This is a genomic window from Acidithiobacillus albertensis (assembly GCF_001931655.1).
Classification (GTDB): Bacteria; Pseudomonadota; Gammaproteobacteria; order Acidithiobacillales; family Acidithiobacillaceae; genus Acidithiobacillus; species Acidithiobacillus thiooxidans.
The window spans coordinates 480,959-498,425 of record NZ_MOAD01000001.1 but is presented as its reverse complement, the minus strand read 5'-3'; the positions used below and the strand labels follow the sequence as shown (position 1 = coordinate 498,425).

The 17,467-nt window shown below is 55.4% G+C and carries 15 protein-coding genes; 11 read left to right on the top strand and 4 right to left on the bottom strand.

The features are described from left to right. Positions 1-391: 391 nt before the first annotated feature. The 3 genes from hsdR to BLW97_RS02640 are packed head-to-tail and all read right to left on the bottom strand — an operon-like array spanning position 392 to position 5,355. Entirely contained in the window at positions 392-2,689 is a 2,298-nt protein-coding gene (hsdR, locus tag BLW97_RS02650) for an EcoAI/FtnUII family type I restriction enzme subunit R (protein WP_075322211.1), read from the bottom strand. Positions 2,690-2,698: 9 nt separating this feature from the next. Continuing rightward, positions 2,699-3,868, bottom strand: coding sequence for a restriction endonuclease subunit S (locus BLW97_RS02645; protein WP_242947822.1), 1,170 nt, complete (start codon positions 3,866-3,868; stop codon positions 2,699-2,701). 32 nt (positions 3,869-3,900) lie between these two features. Next, positions 3,901-5,355, bottom strand: coding sequence for a type I restriction-modification system subunit M (locus tag BLW97_RS02640; protein ID WP_075322209.1), 1,455 nt, complete (start codon positions 5,353-5,355; stop codon positions 3,901-3,903). A gap of 75 nt (positions 5,356-5,430) precedes the next feature. On the opposite strand from BLW97_RS02640, the gene BLW97_RS02635 reads away from it, so the two are divergent. The 3 genes from BLW97_RS02635 (at position 5,431) to BLW97_RS02625 (ending at position 6,788) form a co-directional block, all read left to right on the top strand. Further along, positions 5,431-5,841, top strand: a complete 411-nt coding sequence (locus BLW97_RS02635; protein WP_242947659.1) for a hypothetical protein — start codon at positions 5,431-5,433, stop codon at positions 5,839-5,841. Further along, the gene (locus BLW97_RS02630) at positions 5,838-6,152 is read left to right on the top strand and encodes a CopG family antitoxin (RefSeq protein ID WP_075322207.1); all 315 of its coding nucleotides are present in this window, start codon (positions 5,838-5,840) and stop codon (positions 6,150-6,152) included. The genes BLW97_RS02635 and BLW97_RS02630 overlap by 4 nt, the downstream gene beginning before the upstream one ends. 168 nt (positions 6,153-6,320) lie before the next feature. Beyond that, positions 6,321-6,788: a rhodanese-like domain-containing protein gene (locus tag BLW97_RS02625; RefSeq protein WP_010641610.1), complete on the top strand. Its 468-nt coding sequence runs from the start codon at positions 6,321-6,323 to the stop codon at positions 6,786-6,788. 37 nt (positions 6,789-6,825) lie between these two features. Here BLW97_RS02625 and BLW97_RS02620 read toward each other — a convergent pair whose 3' ends face one another. Then, positions 6,826-7,629: a DNA-formamidopyrimidine glycosylase family protein gene (locus BLW97_RS02620; protein ID WP_010641608.1), complete on the bottom strand. Its 804-nt coding sequence runs from the start codon at positions 7,627-7,629 to the stop codon at positions 6,826-6,828. A gap of 166 nt (positions 7,630-7,795) precedes the next feature. Between BLW97_RS02620 and leuS the strand changes: the two genes are divergently transcribed. The 8 genes from leuS (at position 7,796) to recN (ending at position 17,437) form a co-directional block, all read left to right on the top strand. After that, a complete protein-coding gene (gene leuS, locus BLW97_RS02615; protein ID WP_075322206.1) occupies positions 7,796-10,261 on the top strand; it encodes a leucine--tRNA ligase in 2,466 nt (821 codons plus the stop codon). Further along, positions 10,258-10,776, top strand: a complete 519-nt coding sequence (locus BLW97_RS02610; RefSeq protein WP_075322205.1) for an LPS-assembly lipoprotein LptE — start codon at positions 10,258-10,260, stop codon at positions 10,774-10,776. Before leuS ends, BLW97_RS02610 begins: the two co-directional genes overlap by 4 nt. Before the next feature lies 1 nt (position 10,777). Next, positions 10,778-11,773, top strand: a complete 996-nt coding sequence (gene holA / locus BLW97_RS02605; RefSeq protein WP_031572519.1) for a DNA polymerase III subunit delta — start codon at positions 10,778-10,780, stop codon at positions 11,771-11,773. A 122-nt stretch (positions 11,774-11,895) separates the two neighbouring features. Continuing rightward, positions 11,896-13,155 (top strand): glutamate-5-semialdehyde dehydrogenase, encoded by a 1,260-nt coding sequence (locus BLW97_RS02600; protein ID WP_226825860.1) that lies wholly within the window; start codon positions 11,896-11,898, stop codon positions 13,153-13,155. Further along, a complete protein-coding gene (locus BLW97_RS02595; protein WP_075322204.1) occupies positions 13,124-14,071 on the top strand; it encodes a biotin--[acetyl-CoA-carboxylase] ligase in 948 nt (315 codons plus the stop codon). Before BLW97_RS02600 ends, BLW97_RS02595 begins: the two co-directional genes overlap by 32 nt. Continuing rightward, entirely contained in the window at positions 14,026-14,790 is a 765-nt protein-coding gene (locus tag BLW97_RS02590) for a type III pantothenate kinase (protein WP_207650540.1), read from the top strand. The genes BLW97_RS02595 and BLW97_RS02590 overlap by 46 nt, the downstream gene beginning before the upstream one ends. Positions 14,791-14,869: 79 nt before the next feature. Next, positions 14,870-15,757, top strand: a complete 888-nt coding sequence (locus BLW97_RS02585) for an NAD(+)/NADH kinase (RefSeq protein WP_075322203.1) — start codon at positions 14,870-14,872, stop codon at positions 15,755-15,757. Next, the gene (gene recN, locus BLW97_RS02580; protein ID WP_075322202.1) at positions 15,758-17,437 is read left to right on the top strand and encodes a DNA repair protein RecN; all 1,680 of its coding nucleotides are present in this window, start codon (positions 15,758-15,760) and stop codon (positions 17,435-17,437) included. Positions 17,438-17,467 lie beyond the last annotated feature (30 nt).

Genomic DNA, 17,467 nt, shown 5'->3' with positions numbered 1-17,467 from the left:
CTGGAGATCATAATCTGAAATAGCAGTCCATTTTCTTAACAAGTTGGTTTACTGATCTCCTGTGCCCGTACTATATCCTGTCGATAAGGGCTTTAGCCTTTCTCTTGTCAATATCTGGGTCAGTCTTCTGGCTATATTCCACTGCCGCGAGATCATCCCCCCGCTTTCGATTTTGCCGTGGTTCCAGGGCCTCAATAAGTATTGCTTCCAATGCAGGAATCAGCTTTTCCGCTGGATATGATGCTGGCATAACCCCAATACTGCCGGTCTCGTGGTAAACAGCGTTCACAGTAGCCGCTGGAGTAGCGCCCAGTGTAGTGTAACGGCATAGATGATTCCGCCAATACTTCATCTATGGCAGCACGCCATTTCTTGTCCGTTACGCTCATCTTTATTCCCTTTGCCGTGCATCATACAAATACCGCTGAAACCCGCTGAACACTTCCCTTACCTGTACCGGGGTGCCCAGCTCCGCAAACGCATCGGCGATAGCGTTGTTGTACTTCAGCCGGAGTAGGGGCGATAATTTTTCGGTATCCAGTTCCGCATCTCCCACTTTCACGTATTGCGCCAGCACAAAGTCCAGAAAGCCCCGCTGCTTGTCGGTGAACTGCTGGTCCATACTCTGCTTGGCGTGCTCAGCCCGCTCTGATCTGGGAACCGGCTGCAAGGCAAAGGCCACATAGGCCAGCACGTCATAGAGATCACTATTCTGCGCGTCGATGATTTGCTGCATCTCCATGAGCAGTTCCCGGTTATAGCCCTTCTCGGCCAGTCCCTGCAGAAAGCCCTTCCGCGTCTCAGGATCGCTCCATATCTGGCGAAGTGCGTCCTCATCCTTGAAGAACTCCGGCAGTGTGCCAAAGAGCCCTTCCAGAAACTGCGCTGCCGTAACGGGGTTGCCATCGGGTCCGAAATAGATGGTGGAGGATATGCTTTGAATGCTGCGCTCTTTCCCATCCCGCAGTTTCACCCGGATTTTGACGGGCCGCTCCGTCGGCGGTAAAGGTAGCCGGGGTTCCCGCACTTCGCCGCTTCCCCCTGTAGGTTCCGGTTCCAGCGGCTCGCCATCCCATTCCGGATCACCAAAATGATGATGCGCCTTCACGAAGTCATAGACGGTGAAAAAGTCCTTCCCCTCATACAGCCGGGTGCCCCGACCGATAATCTGTTTGAATTCGATCATGCTGTTGATTTGGCGAAGCAGAACAATATTGCGAATGTTCCGGGCATCGACGCCGGTGCTCAGTTTTTGGCTGGTGGTCAGGATGGTGGGGATATTTTTTTCGTTGTCCTGGAAGTCTTTCAGATACTGATCGCCCACGCTGCCGTCATTGGCCGTGACGCGGACACAGTAGAGGGGATCGGTGCTGGTCTTCTCCTGATTGATGATGTCCCGCACCAGGGCGGCATGCTCCTGATTGGCGCAGAACACCAAGGTCTTCTCGCGCTGATCGATGTGGCTCATGAAGAGCTTTACCCGATAGCGTTCCCGCTCAGGGATGACGATTTTGCGATTGAAGTCTTTTTCCAGATAGGTCTTGCCGCGCTGGATTTCGCCTTCGAGGAGATCATCATCGGGGGTGTATATGTATTCGTTGATGGTGGTGGCGAATTGCTTGACCTTGAAAGGGGTCAGGAATCCGTCATTGATGCCGTCCTTGAGGCTGTAAATATAGACCGGCGCGCCAAAGTACGCATAGGTGTCCACGTTGTCGTTGCGCTTGGGGGTGGCGGTGAGGCCCAACTGTACCGCAGGCGCAAAGTATTCGAGGATGCCGCGCCAGCTGCTTTCGTCCTTGGCGCCGCCCCGGTGACATTCATCCACCACGATGAAGTCGAAGAAATCCTGCGGATAGTCCCCGAAGTACGGCGTGTCACCGGGGCCACTCATGAAGGTCTGGAAAATGCTGAAAAAGATACTGCCGTTGGTAGGGACGCGGCCTTTCTTGCGGATATCCTCAGGAGCAATCCGCACCAGAGCATCTTCCGGAAAAGCGTTGAAGGCATTGAAAGCCTGATTGGCGAGGATGTTTCGGTCGGCCAGAAACAGAATACGTGGCCTGCGACTGGGTTCGCGGGAGATGTTCCAGCGGGCCTGAAAGAGTTTCCAGGCGATCTGAAAAGCAATGAAGGTTTTGCCGGTGCCGGTAGCCAGCGTCAGGAGGATGCGCTCCTGTCCCTGTGCAATAGCTTCCAGGACGCGCTGTACGGCGGTCTCCTGATAGTAGCGGGGTTGGAATGATCCGCCGACGCTTTCAAACGGAATGGCGGCAAAACGATCCCGCCAGGCATTTTCTACGGCATGAGTTTGATTCCAAAGTTCTTCGGGAGTGGGATAGCTAGTGATGTCGCCCTCGCTACCCGTTTCCATATCCATCCCATAGAGGAATTGACCATTGGTGGCATAGGTGAAGCGTATGGCCATTTTCAGGGCGTATTGCTTGGCCTGCATCACCCCTTCGGTATGGGGCAGATCGCGGCGCTTGGCTTCGACGATGGCGAGCTTCTCGTTGCGGTACTCCAGCACGTAGTCGGCAATTTCCGGCTTGCCGCGTTGTCCGGCACCCTGCAGTCGCCCCTGAGTGATCCGGTACTCCCGCAATACCCGGCTGCCCTCCACCACACCCCAGCCAGCCGCCTTGAGGGCGGGATCTACCAGTTGGGCGCGGGTGTCGGCTTCATTCATGGCAGAGTCCTATAGGTCGCCGTTGAAGGCTTGGTGTAGGAGGGATTGTTTTAGTTCGTCGAGGGCGGCGAGTTTTTGATGGTAGAGAGATTCGAGGCGTTGGGTTTCTTCACGCAAACCATCGAGGATGGTAACAATGTGGTGTTGTTCTGAAAGTGATGGAAAAGATATTTCTATCTGTTTTAGCAACCGTGCCTTAATACCCTTCACCGTCGCCCCAGTTCCCATAGCGTGAATACGCTGCTGAACTGGGAAAGACATGAGCAAATATTTTAGGAAAGTGTTGCAAAGCTTTTTATGATCTGGCTGCATGATGATTATGCGTTGCGCAAAAATGACTTTTTCATCTATATCGAGTTGAGCAATATTTGCTAATGGTGCCTCGGTAGTAAATAAAACGTCACCAAACTTAGGTATTCCGCGAGTCATCCAAGATTCATAGGACTCTGGCGCCACAAATTCCATCGGTATCGGCTGTAAATAACCCATTTTGACATTTTTTGCTGTGATTAGGCGCACTCCATATTCTGTCTTATTCGGGGTTTTACCACGATAGTCAATAAATTTTGTGATTTGCCCCAAAGTTCCTTCAACCCATCCCTCACTCCGCTGCGAAAACACTGTATTCATATGGCTCTCAAAGAGCTCGCGAGCATTCTGGAGATTCTTCTCGGCATTCACTTTTGCGGTTGCTATGCCTTCAAAGGCTTCGTCGAGGATGGCGACTAGCCGACGTTGCTCGGGGAAAGGTGGAATCGGAATAGGATAATCTTCAATAAAGTCCTTTGTGATTCGCTTATGGCCTACAGCTCCGGCCATTCTACTAGCACCTTCATTTCGGAACGATTGCCGTGACAGGTAATAATATAGCCATTCGGCATCAAGCTGTTCGTTTGCTCGAAACACAATGTATTCACTGGAACCAAACCCGATATTATTAATTAAATCTGATGCGATACCCAGTTTTCCATTCTCAAAACAAGGGGTAATTTTAGCTAGTAAAACATCGCCATTAGTAAAATAGGTATAGCTTCCTATCACGTCACTCATGGTTCTAGTCTGGTTAGTGATCAGATACTTCTGATCTATCCCTAAGGTTTCCATAGGTGCGAACGACACTAAAAAATCGGCATTCTGGCCCTTGCGAGCCTCTGACTTCGGTGGTTTTATAAGGCACACCTCTTTAAGGGGCTTAACGTCCCACCCATCCCTCACAGCAGCCCCCGAATAGCCGCCAGCACCTCAGCACTCTCCGCATCCAGTGCGGCAATCTCATCCAGAATCTCTTCCGGGCTACGCAGCACCTTTTCATCACCGCTATTGGGATTCTTGACCGACAGGTCATAGGTGCGAGTATCAATGCCGGACACGTCCACGGTCCATGACTGCGGCGAGTCGGCCTTGGTCTTCTGCAGCGCGACAAACTCCGCCAGGTCGTTGTCATTGAGGGGGTTCGTCTTCCCCATGTTCCGTCCGGGGTTGAGCTGGTAGTACCAGACCTTGCGGGTCGGCGCGCCCTTGTCAAAGAACAGCACCACGGTTTTTACTCCCGCCCCCTGAAAAGTCCCGCCCGGCAGATCCAGTACCGTATGCAGGTTACAATCTTCCAGCAGCAGTTTGCGCAGACTGACCGAGGCATTGTCCGTATTGCTCAGGAAGGTGTTTTTAATGACCACACCGGCCCGGCCACCCGCTTTCAGCATACGGATAAAATGCTGCAGAAATAAAAAAGCCGTCTCGCCGGTCTTGATGGGGAAGTTCTGCTGAACCTCTTTGCGTTCCTTGCCACCGAAGGGCGGATTCGCCAGCACCACATCCACCCGGTCTTTCGGCTGGATATCCATGAGATTCTCGGCCAGGGTGTTGGTATGGACGATGTTCGGCGCATCAATGCCATGCAGGATCATGTTCATGATGGCGATGACGTAGGCCAGGCTCTTTTTTTCTTTGCCGTAGAAGGTACGCTCCTGCAGCGTCTGCATGTCGCCGGTGGTCAGTCCCGGCTGGGCCTTGAGATAGTCGAAGGCTTCGCAGAGAAAGCCCGCAGAGCCCACGGCGCCGTCGTAAATCTTCTCGCCGACCTTGGGCGCCACCACCTGCACAATCGCCCGAATCAGAGGGCGGGGTGTGTAATATTCGCCGCCGTTACGACCGGCATTCCCCATGTTCTTGATCTTGGCTTCATACAGGTGGGAGAGCTCATGCTTCTCCGTCTGGGACCGGAAGCGCAGACCATCAATGATCTCCACGATCTCCCGCAGGTTGTAGCCACTTTGAATCTTGTTTTTGATTTCACTGAAGATTTCACCGATCTTGTACTCGATGGTGTTGGAGCCGGTAGCGCGGCGCTTGAAGCCTGACAGATATGGAAACAGCCGGATATTCACAAAATCCCGGAGGTCGTCCCCGGACATGGCCTTGTGGTGGTCCACCTTACCATCTGCCGTTTTGGGCGCCGCCCAGTGCTCCCAGCGGAAGGCATCCTCCAGAATGAAGGTGTAGGGACGGCCTTCCAACTCCGCCTCCATGGCCCGGTCCTGCTCCAGAGCATCAAGGTATTTTAAAAACAGCAGCCAGGAGGTCTGTTCGGTGTAATCAAGTTCGCTGGAGGAGCCTGCATCTTTGTGGAGGATGTCATCGATATTCTTGAAAGCCTGCTCGAACATGCGTGTCTCTTGCGGTCAGTGGTTGTTATGTATGTGACCTGAATATAAGGCATTGGAGGCACGGCGGGAAGGCGCTTGGCGGAATATTCCCAACAATACCATTGCGCAAATTGTACAGCCCCCAATCACGTAACTTTCGATCTCGCTCATACCTTAAAACCCTCCAGCCTGATGCCAAAAGGCACACATTTGATTTATACTGTACGACATGAAGCCAATCAACTGAATCCTGAGAAAAACCAACAGGTTATTTCAGATGGTGGGGTTTCGTTTGAGGGCATCGTTTTCTATTTACAGCAAGGCGCATTACTGGACGATATTGAGCATCCAAACAGAGACAAATATCCGAGTCAACGTATATTTGTGATCGACATAGATGGTTATGTGCATCTTGTACCCTATGTTGAAAACCGAAAAGAGATTTTCTTGAAAACAGTAATTCCGAGCAGAAAGACGACCCAACAGTATCTTGGAGAGAAATCATGACTGAGCCTAAACTAAGCAAAGAAGAAAAAGAAATTCTTGAAGAATTTGAAGCGGGTGAGTTCAAATCTGTACTCACGCCCGGGCGTATAAAAATGCTGCAAGCAGCTGCCGAGGAAACATTCAAAAAGGATAAGCGGATTAATATCCGGATTTCCAGCCATGATTTAGAGTCACTTCAAAGGCGAGCCCTTGAAGAAGGGATTCCATATCAAACATTGGTATCCAGCGTCCTGCATAAATATGTGTCTGGCGGACTTCGGGATTTAATGGCTAACAAAGCATCCCAGCGGACGCAAAAATCACGCCGCTGAATTTTGCCGTTGGGCAAACACATGACGAACCAACACCGAATAGCGATGCATCAACGTGCTTCAGCAAAAACAGTTCCGGCCGTAAGGTCGCCTTAAAATTCAGCAGGGCGTGCTATATTTGACAATGAAAGGCAGGGATAAGCATGATCCCGCCATCAGGAGACCGACATGAACATGACAACCGCCATGAGTACCGCAGAAATTCTTGAAAAAGCCCATGAACGCGCCAAGGCTGCAGGCAAACGCCATGCCGGTGATATGACGCCGGAAGAAGCCCACGCGCTGCTTCGCGAACACCCCGACGCTGTGCTGGTGGATGTCCGCTCGCATCCGGAGCTGGATTTCGTGGGCATGATTGAAGGGGGTAAACATATTCCCTGGCAGAACTATCCCGGCATGACGCCCAATCCGGATTTTGACCAGCAGATCAAAAAAGAAGTGACGCCCGATAATATCCTGCTGCTGCTTTGCCGTACCGGTGGCCGTTCGCTGGCGGCTGCCGAGCATCTGGCTGGCTTGGGTTATCACCACTGCTACAACATTCTGGGGGGCTTTGAGGGTAAGCAGGACCACCAGGGTCAGCGCGGCAAAGTCGAGGGCTGGAAAGCCAGCGGCCTGCCGTGGAAACACAAGTAAGGCCGGGCAGAAGCTTACCAGACCGGGACAGTTTGACTCAGCTTTGACAGGCCGGGCAGAACAGCGCGTTTTTACCACCCACCGATAGGGTTTCGAGGGCGGCACCACAGCCGGGACACTGGTTATCTTCCCGGTGCCGGGTGAGGAAGGTTTTGGGTAGCAGATTGGTTTTTGCCTGACAGCGAACTGCCCGGTCCAGCACCTTGGGAATCTGTTCCAGAAAACGGTCGCGCTCTTCGTCCGTCAGACTGGGGGCGGTGCGATCAGGACGCAGGCGCGCCTGGTACAGGATTTCATCGGCCCACACCGCACCAATACCCGGCGCAAAAGCATCATCCAGAAGAATATTGCGCAGGGCGCTGCGGCGGCGAGACAATGCTTCACGCAAAACCGCCAGTCCTTCGCCATGCACCATCAAAGGATCGGGTCCAAGCTTGGTCAGAAAATCCACATCGCTGTTTTCGTCGAGCATCCGCAGGCGATTACCTAACTGCGTGCCATGCAGGCGTAAGCGTTGATGTCCATTAATCTGAATTTCCAGAACGGCCCGCGCTTCTTCTTCACTTTCTGCCTGGGCAGGCCCGCGCTCCAAATCGACAGTGAGTTCGCCACCCAGCTGCATGGCCAGAATATCCTTGCGCGCCAATTCCAGAAACAGGTACTGACCATAGCGATGCAAATCGGTAATTGGTTTGCCCTTGAAAGCGGCTTCTTCAATGCCCGCGCCATCGGTCAGCAACTCGCCTTTGGCGTTATGCACCTGCATGACATTGACCCGCTTGTTGAGGATGTTGCGGCGTAATTTTTGTTTCAGTAATTCCAGTTCTGGCAATTCAGCCATGTTTTCTCCAAATTCGGTATTTTAATTGCTGTCGGGAGTTAGTCTAACCTGCATGGGACAATGCGCCAATGGCAGGAGACCGTTCCTCGCGCTGGAACATTGCGCCACTCGGGTGCCTGTGGCAACCTTTGTGCCACTTCAACAAATCGGCTGAACAACAGAATCCATGGATATTCCCGCCTATTCCCCCCAAGAACTTGAGCCGGCAGTGCAAAAACGCTGGCAGGAGCAGCAGTCTTTCCGTGCAGCCAGCGTGCCCGGCAAGGAAAAATTCTATGCTCTGGCCATGTTTCCGTATCCTTCGGGACAACTGCATATGGGCCATGTCCGCAATTACAGTATTGCCGACGCCATCGCCCGTTATCAGCGCATGCGCGGCAAGGATGTCCTGCAACCCATGGGCTGGGATGCCTTTGGTTTGCCCGCCGAAAATGCGGCTCTCAAAAATGGTCTGGCCCCGGCCGAGTGGACCATGGACAACATTGCCCATATGCGCGGGCAGTTGCAGCGACTGGGATTATCCTATGACTGGTCACGGGAATTAGCGACCTGCACCCCCAACTATTATCGCTGGGAACAATGGCTGTTCCTCAAGCTCTGGGAAAAGGGTCTGGTTTACCAGAAACTCAGCACCGTCAACTGGGATCCGGTTGACCAGACGGTGCTGGCCAATGAACAGGTGGTGGATGGTTGCGGCTGGCGCTCCGGTGCCCCCGTCGAGCGGCGCGAAATTGTTCAGTATTTTTTGCGCATTACCGCCTACGCCGAAGAATTGCTGGAGGGCCTGGATACCCTGAATGAAGGCTGGCCGGAACAGGTGTTGACCATGCAGCGCAACTGGATCGGGCGCTCTGAGGGGGCGGAAATTCATTTTCCCCTGGCGAGCGGAGAAGGGGTTATCAAGGTCTTTACGACGCGCCCCGACACCCTGATGGGCGCCACTTATCTGGCCGTAGCGCCGGAGCATCCTCTGGCCTTGCAGGCGGCAGAGCAGAATCCCGCTCTGGCTGAATTTCTGGAGCGTTGCCGGCATAGCTCGGTTTCCGAAGCCAGCATCGAAACCCAGGAAAAAGAAGGACATCCTCTCGGCCTGTTCGTCAAACATCCCTTGACTGGTGCCGAACTGCCGGTCTGGACGGCCAACTTTGTGCTGATGGGTTATGGAGAAGGGGCCGTGATGAGTGTGCCCGCCCATGACCAGCGTGACTTCGAGTTTGCCCGGAAATACAAGCTGCCCATCCAAATTGTCATTGCGGCAGAATCTGCGCCGCTTGAGGCAGCAGCCATGACTGAAGCCTACACGGGTGCCGGGACTTTGGTGCATTCGGGAGACTTCAACGGTCTGGATAGTGTGCAGGCAAAAACCCGTATCACCGAGGCCGTTGCCGAACGCGGTCTGGGCCGGAAAACCATCAATTACCGTCTGCGCGATTGGGGAATTTCCCGTCAGCGTTACTGGGGTACGCCCATCCCCATGATTCATTGTGAACATTGTGGCGTGGTGCCGGTTCCTGAGCAGGACTTGCCGGTCGTGCTCCCCACCCATTATCAACTCAAGGACCCCCGCTCTCCCCTGCTGGATGATCCGGAGTTTCTGAATGTGCCCTGTCCGCGCTGCGGGGCTCCGGCGCGACGTGAAACCGATACCATGGATACTTTTGTGGAAAGTTCCTGGTACTACGCCCGTTTCGCCTGTCCTGATGCCGACACCATGCTGGATGCACGCGCCGCCGAGTGGTTACCGGTGGACCAGTATGTGGGCGGGGTGGAACATGCCGTACTGCATCTTCTCTATGCCCGTTTTTTCAATCGCCTGCTGCGGGATGTGGGATTGTTGCCTGCAGATGCTGTTCACGATGAACCCTTCAAGCAGTTGCTCACGCAGGGCATGGTGCTGAAAGACGGCAGTAAAATGAGTAAATCCAAGGGGAACACCGTTGACCCTCAGGGACTCATTGATCGCTATGGTGCGGATACTGCCCGTCTTTTCATTTTGTTTGCGGCCCCCCCCGAACAACATCTGGAGTGGTCTGATGCGGCTGTCGAAGGGGCGCATCGCTTTCTGAGCCGCATCTGGCGTCTGGTCCATGAATATGGGGCAGAGAATCTGATGGTACCGGCAGAATTGTCTGACGAGGCGAAAGATCTGCGTCGCGCTGTTCATCAGTGCATTGAACGCGTCAGCCGCAATATGGAAGGTCGTTACCACTTTAATGTGGCTATTGCGGCCATCATGGAACTGAGTAACAGCCTCATGAAAGTCGGTGCCGATGCGCCCAAAGACTTGCGTGCCGTACTGGGCGAGGGATTGCGTGCCATTGTGCTGATGCTCTCGCCTTTTGCCCCGCACATGACTGAAACACTTTGGGAAGTATTGGGCCAGAAAAGCAATATCATCCATACCTCCTGGCCCAGCGCCGACCCCGAGGCACTCAAGTCGGACACGCTGACCCTGGTCATCCAGGTCAACGGGAAATTGCGGGAACGCATGGATTTTCCGGTGGCAGCGGACAATAAGGCCATCGAAAAGGCGGTGCTGGCCAGTCCCGCCATGCAGCGTCATCTGGAAGGTAAAACCGTGCGCAAAGTCATTGTCGTGCCGGGCCGTCTGGTTAATCTGGTGCTGGGATGAAAGCATGGCGCCAGCGTGGCATTTACGGGTTGATGAGCCTGCTTTTGCTCGCGCTGGCAGGTTGCGGGTTTCATTTGCAGACCGGATCAACCGTTCCGGCTAAGTTGCAGGGGATGCGTGTGTCTGGCAGCGGTCCCAGTGGCGGCACCCTGGCCGCAGCCGTTCACCGTGAATTGCAGCGCGACGGTAATTACAGCCGCGCGGATGGTCCTGTCCTGCAAATTGATAATGCCTATGTCTCGCAAAGAATTATCAGCATCAGCCCCAGTAGCGGCGTGGCTCTGGAATTTCTGGATACCCTCCATGCGCAATTCAGCGTCATGGATGATCAGAAAAAAGTCATTCTTCCCGCCCAGTCACTGCTGGTGGAAAACAGTTTCAGTTATAACAGCGGGAACCCTCTGGCTACCAATGAGCAACAAATTCGCATGGAAAGATTGCTGATGGAGCAGGGTGCCCGGCAGATTCTCCGGCGGGTTCTGAACAGTCCGGTCGTCCGTCAGTCCGGCGGCTGAGATGCGACTCAAGCCGGGACAGTGGTCAGGACACCTGCAGGGTAAGCTGGCGTCCGTCTACGGTTTGTTCTCTGATGAACCGCTGCTTTTGCAGGAAGCTGAAGAAGCACTCTGCCAGGTTGCTGCAGAACAGGGTTTTGCCCAACGCCAACGGCTGAATCATTCCTCCGCCCCTTGGGATGCGCTGCGGGATGAGCGGGATGCTGGCTCACTTTTCGCTGAACAACGCCTGCTCCTCCTGCGTCTGGACAGCATCAAGCTGCCCAAGGAAGGCGTCAGCGCCCTGCAGTACTGGCTGGCTTCGCCGCCCCCCGATGCCCTGCTCGTCTTCAGCGGCCCACGCCCCGATGCCAGCGTCCAGAAAACGCAATGGTTCAAGGCCCTGGAAAGCCACGGCCAGACCCTGTTGTTGTATCGTCCCGAAGGCGCAGACTGGATCCGCTGGATAGAACAACGCCTCAAACTGCAAAAAATGTCGGCAGATGACGAGGCCATCCAGTTGCTGGCGGATCTGAGTGCGGGCAATCTTGGGGCCTGCCATCAGGCCATTTTACGCCTACAGCAGATTTATCCGGGGCAGGCGGTGGATGTTGCCGCTATTCGTAACGTACTGGCCGACAGCAGCCAGTTCAATATTTATGATCTGGCGGATGCGACGCTGCGCGCTGAACCAACGCAAATTCTGCGCATTATTGATCGTCTGCGCAGTGGCGACGGTGAACCGGCCCTTTGTCTCTGGGCACTCCACAAGGATTTGCGGATACTGGCGGAATTACGCGCTGCCCATGTGGACGTTGATCAGGTTTTTCGCCAGAACCGGGTATTCCCTCCCCGCCAGAACTGGTTCCGCGCGGCGGCGCGGCGTTTGCCGGGTCATAGCCTGCTGGCGGGTATCCGTGAATGCCTTGAAATTGACGCCCGCATCAAGGGTCAGGACCCTACTCCGGTCTGGCCCGCCCTGACCGATTTATGCCTGCGAATTGCCGGATCAGCCTGAGAACGGCACAATAGAGCTAATATCCGCGCGAATGAATCCCCATTGGCAGGTCACATATTGCCCGACACGGAAGGTTCTTCGCTGAACTCATGTCAGCCAGGCTGACACGAAAGAGGAGACTGATGATGGATTTGCACCAGGAAATGGAAAAAATTGGCGAACGGGCGCGCAGCGCCCAACGGCGTCTGCAAAGTGCCGATAGTGCCGCCAAGGACCAGGCCTTGCGCCTGATGGCAGAATTTTTACGGCGTGATGCCGATAATTTGCAGCGTGCCAATCGCAAAGATCTGCGCAGTGCCGAAGAGGCGGGCAAGGATGCCGCCTTTATCGACCGTTTGCGACTGGATGAGACGCGCATTGAGGCGATGGCCCGGGGCCTCGAAGAAATTGCCGCACTTCCCGATCCTGTTGGTGAAATCACGGATTTGCGTTATCGCCCCAGCGGTATCCAGGTCGGTCATATGCGGGCGCCGCTGGGTGTGATTGCCATGATTTACGAGTCACGTCCCAACGTCACGGCTGATGCCGCCGGTCTCTGCGTCAAGTCGGGCAATGCGGTCATTTTGCGCGGTGGCTCGGAATCCCTGCACAGCAACATGGCTATTGCCGAACGCTTGCGGGCGGCTTTGGGTAAGGCGGGATTACCTCTGGATCTGGTGCAATACGTTAACACGGCAGACCGGGAAGCCGTCGGGGTGCTGATCAGCATGGATGCTCATGTGGATGTGGTCATTCCGCGCGGCGGCAAAGGGCTGATTTCCCGCATCAAGGCCGATGCCACAGTGCCGGTGATTATGCATCTGGACGGCAACTGCCATGTATATGTCGATGCCGATGCGAATGCCCGCAAAGCACTGAAAGTGGTGGTCAACGCCAAAACCCAAAGACTGGGCACCTGCAACACCGCCGAAAGCCTGTTGATCCACAAGGATCGAATGGAAGATCTGCTGCTTCCTATCGTCACGGCACTGCAGGAAAAAGGCATCGAAGTCCGGGCCTGCGAACGGAGCCTGCCACGCCTTGCAGGTGCCGTGGCAGCTACGGAAGAGGATTACGGCACGGAATATCTGGCGCCCATCATTTCCCTCAAAATCGTCGACGATCTCGACGCCGCTATTGCGCACATCAATCACTATGGGTCCCAGCATACCGAATCCATTCTGACTGAAAATTATACCCACGCCCGCCGCTTTTTGCGTGAAGTCGACGCGAGCTCAGTGATGGTCAATGCCTCCACCCGCTTCGCCGATGGATTCGAATATGGTCTGGGGGCGGAAATTGGCATTTCCACCAATCGTCTGCACGTCCGTGGTCCGGTTGGTCTGGAAGGGCTGACTTTGCAAAAATGGATTGTATTGGGAGACGGCCATATCCGCTCCTGAAGCCCCCACAGCGGCACTGCAAAAACTGCTGGAAGTTCTGGCTGATGTCGAGTGCGTTAACGATGCAGGGGTGGTGCCCACGGCCCTGCTTCAGGAAGCAGAGCATTGGGGGATTCCCCTGCGCCAGACTGCCGAGGGACTGCAGCTGGAGTATCCTCACCCGCCCCTTTCCCCCCCGGAAATTGCCGCTGTTGCCAACATTCCGGAAGCACAAATCCGGATACTGCCAGCCTGTGCTTCGACCAACAGCGCAATGCTGGACAGCGATGCCAATCCCGGTATTTGTCTGGCAGAAAGTCAGTGGGCCGGGCGGGGGCGGCGGGCGCGTCACTGGTCTTCACCCTTTGGTCGGCATCTGGCCATGAGCTATGGCTGGACGCAGGCGGCCAGCATTAACCCTGCCCTGACCCTGGTGGCTGGTCTGGGTGTTTTTCAGGTGCTGCAAAAGCGTATCAGCGGATTGTGGATCAAATGGCCCAATGACATTTGGATTGCCGGGGAAAAACTGGGGGGACTACTGCTGGAAGCGCGCCGCCTGCCCTCCGGGCAAAACCGCCTGGTACTTGGCCTGGGGCTGAATGTGCACGACGATCCTAGCCTGCCGGACACTGCCACGAGTTTGGCGCAACAGCAGCTCAACCTGTCCCGCAGCCATCTTGCCGGACAAATCATTCGCCGCTGGCAGGATGATTTCGTCCGCTTTGATCGCGACGGCCTGGAACCCTTTCTGCCGTTCTGGAATGAAGCGGCAGCGCCCATGATGCGCCAGATTGTGCAGATCAGCGATGCGCGGGGACATTATCCGGCAGAAGTACTGGGCATCGGGGGGGATGGTCGCCTGCAGGTACAGGAGCCGGACAAAGCCCCGGTATGGTTGAGTGCCGGCGACGTCAGCCTGCGGCCATTGGCATCATGATATTCATCGCCGTGGGCAATACCCGAACCCTGCTGGCGCAGAGCAATGATGGCCTGCATTTTCAGAGCATCAGCGCCGCAACCGCCCTGCATCCTGCGCATATTTTACAGCAATGGGAACAGCTACGCCCTCATGCAGAGGAAGAGACTTTTGCGCTGGGAGGGGTCGTGCCGGAAGCGTTGCAAACCTGGCGGGAATTATTACCCGAAACACGTCTTCGCGAACCTGATCTGGCGGTGTTCAACCAACGCGTCCCCAACGCCTATGTCCCCGGCGAAGCGCTGGGCTTTGATCGACGCTGCTGCCTGCTCGCTGCAGCTCAGGATTACCCCGCCCAAAGCAGCATCATCATTGACATGGGTACGGCTATTACCATTGACCTGTTTGCCGATGGCCGTTTCCAGGGCGGCAGAATCCTTCCGGGAATCACCATGAGCCTTCATGCCCTGTTTCTCGGCACGGCGCTCCTCCCCGACATGGATTTGCCCGTACCCGCCGCAGCTCTTGGTAACAGTACGGGTGCAGCCATCCAGTCCGGCGTGTTCCATTTATTTGCCGACGCCCTGCAGGGTGCCATCACCCATTTTCAGCAGATGTATCCCGACGCCCAGGTGCTACTGACCGGTGGTGATGCGGCGCTCTGGCAGGCGCAAATCCCCAACAGCCAGCATGTTCCCGATCTTCTGCTACGCGGTTTTTATGGATGGCTGCAGGCGTAATTATCGCCCTGAACTCCCCTACCCTGAAAACCGGCATTTTCCTCTTGGCGTTTGTAGCGCCCCCATGTAGGCTACTCCCATGACCAAGCCCTTCCAGCGCGTCCTGCTCGTCAGCAAATACCGTGATCCTTCGGTACTTCCGGGATTACGCCTGTTGCGTGATTTCATTCAATCCCAGGGGCGGGAAGTTTTTATCGAAACTCAATGTTCTGGCGAGATTGATGACACCCTTGGCCTGAAACGGATGGCTTTCAGCGAAGCCCGCGCGGAAACGGATCTGGTTATTGCCATTGGCGGCGACGGCACCCTGTTAGGCACAGCCCGAAATACGGCCAGCAGTGGCATAGCCATTCTCGGCATTAATCAGGGACGGCTGGGCTTTCTGGCGGATCTGTCCATTGACCAAATAGAAAGTGCCCTGCCGCCCATTTTGCAGGGTCATTATCAGCAGGATCAACGCCGGGTCCTGCATGCTGTGTTGTGGCGCGACAATCAACAAATACACAGCGGTCTGGCCATCAACGAAGTGTTTATTCATAAAGGCGGCGGTGAGAGCATGATTGAACTGAGCGTCCATATGGATGGCCGCTTTGTTTATACCCAGCGCGCTGATGGCGTCATCATTGCCACTCCAACGGGTTCGACCGCCTACGCACTTTCAGCGGGCGGTCCCATTTTGTCCCCCAGCCTCGCTGCCCTGCTGCTGGTACCAATCTGCCCGCACACCCTCACCGCCCGGCCCCTGGTCGTCGCCGATACCGTGGCCATCCGTGCCCGCCTGACCGCCAGTCGTCAGCCTGCAGCCCTCAGTCTGGATAGTCACAGCAGCGTTCCTCTGGCCGTCGGCGATGAAATTCACATCCGCCGTGCCCCCTGCTCGGCACGTTTTATTCATCCAGAAGAGAAAAACTTCTTTCAGATACTGCGGGAAAAACTGCATTGGGCCGAATCACCGGGAGAAGATTAAATGCTGCTCAGCCTGCAGGTTCGCAATTTTGCCCTGATTGACAGCGTCAGTATTGATTTTGATGCGGGTTTGACCGTACTCACCGGAGAAACCGGGGCGGGTAAATCCATTCTGGTGGATGCCATCGCCCTGCTCCTCGGAGACAAGGGGCATGCAGACAGTATCCGCCATGGTGCAGAGCAGGCCGAAATCAGTGCCGAATATGCCCTTGCCTCCAAACATGCCGCTCGCCAATGGTTGCGCGATCAGGATATGAATGCAGATGAACCGGTGTGCGTACTGCGCCGGGTCCTCCAACGCAATGGCCGTAGCCGGGCTTTTATTAATGGCTGCAACGTCACCCTTACCCAGTTGCGGGAGTTTGGTGAGTTTCTGATTGAGCTGCTGGGACAACATGAACATCAGAAGTTGCTCCACGCCGATCGCCAACTGGCCCTGCTGGACCGTTTTGCCGGGTTGGAAACCAGTCTGAATCAGGTGGCTGAAGCGCATCGGCTGTGGCGGGAACAGACGCTGCGCTGTCAGCAATTACGTGCGGAGCAAACCCGTCAGAATGAGCAGGCCGATTGGCAACGCTTTCAGCTGCAGGAGCTGGAAGCCGCACAGTTGCAGGAAGAAGAATGGGAAAGCCTGCGCAGCGAAGAACAGCGTCTCGGGGCGGTAGAGAAATTGCGTGAACACCTCCAGGCGGCACTGGAAGGCCTGGAAGGGGAAGCGCATCCAGCCAATCGGGCCCTGGCCGAAGCCCAGCGTCATCTCGGCGTGGCTTCCCAGCATGATGCCCGCCTGCAGGAAAATGAGGCCTTGCTCAATGCCGCGCTCATCCAGGTCGAAGAAAGCATTTCCAGTTTGCATACTTATCTGGCCGACCTGGAAGCCGACCCCGAACGTCTGGAAGAAATTGCCCGACGCTTGCAACAGTTGCAGGATCTTCAACGCAAGTATCATTGTGACTTACCGGGCTTAATCGCCAAACGCGATACCCTGCGTCAGGAACTGCAGGGAACAGAAAATCTGGAAAGCACACTGCTTGCCACTGAGCAGGCTTTACTCAAAGCCAAAACGACCTATGTTCAACACAGCCATGCTCTCACGACGGCCCGGCAAGCCCGTCAGCAAGCCCTGGCGGACGCGGTTGCCGAACAAATCCGTCAGCTGGGCATGCCCCATGCTCAGGTGGAATTGCGTTTATCCAGCCATCCGGAAGAAGAAAAATTCTGGCGCGACTCCGGCTGGGATCAGACAGAAATCTGGATTACCGCCAACCCCGGCCATCCGGCACAGGCCCTGGCCAGGGTGGCTTCCGGCGGAGAACTCTCGCGTATCAGTCTGGCCTTGCAGGTCATTCTGGCTGCACCCGAGCGCATTGACACCCTGATTTTTGACGAAGTGGATGTGGGCATTGGTGGCGCCGTTGCCGAACGGGTAGGACGCCTGCTTCGCCGCCTTGGCGCGCAACAGCAGGTACTTTGTGTTACCCATCTTGCCCAGGTGGCGGCACAGGGCCACCACCACCTGCACATTGAAAAACAGGTGCAGGATGGTCAAACCCTCAGCGCCATAAACCCCCTGCAAGCGGCACAACGTCAGCAGGAAATTGCCCGCATGCTCGGCGGCATTGATCTCAACTCAGCCGTATTCGAAGCAGCGGCCACGCTTCTGGCCAATGTGGACGCATAATCTCAAAAACGGCAGTTGCCGGGGGTGCTT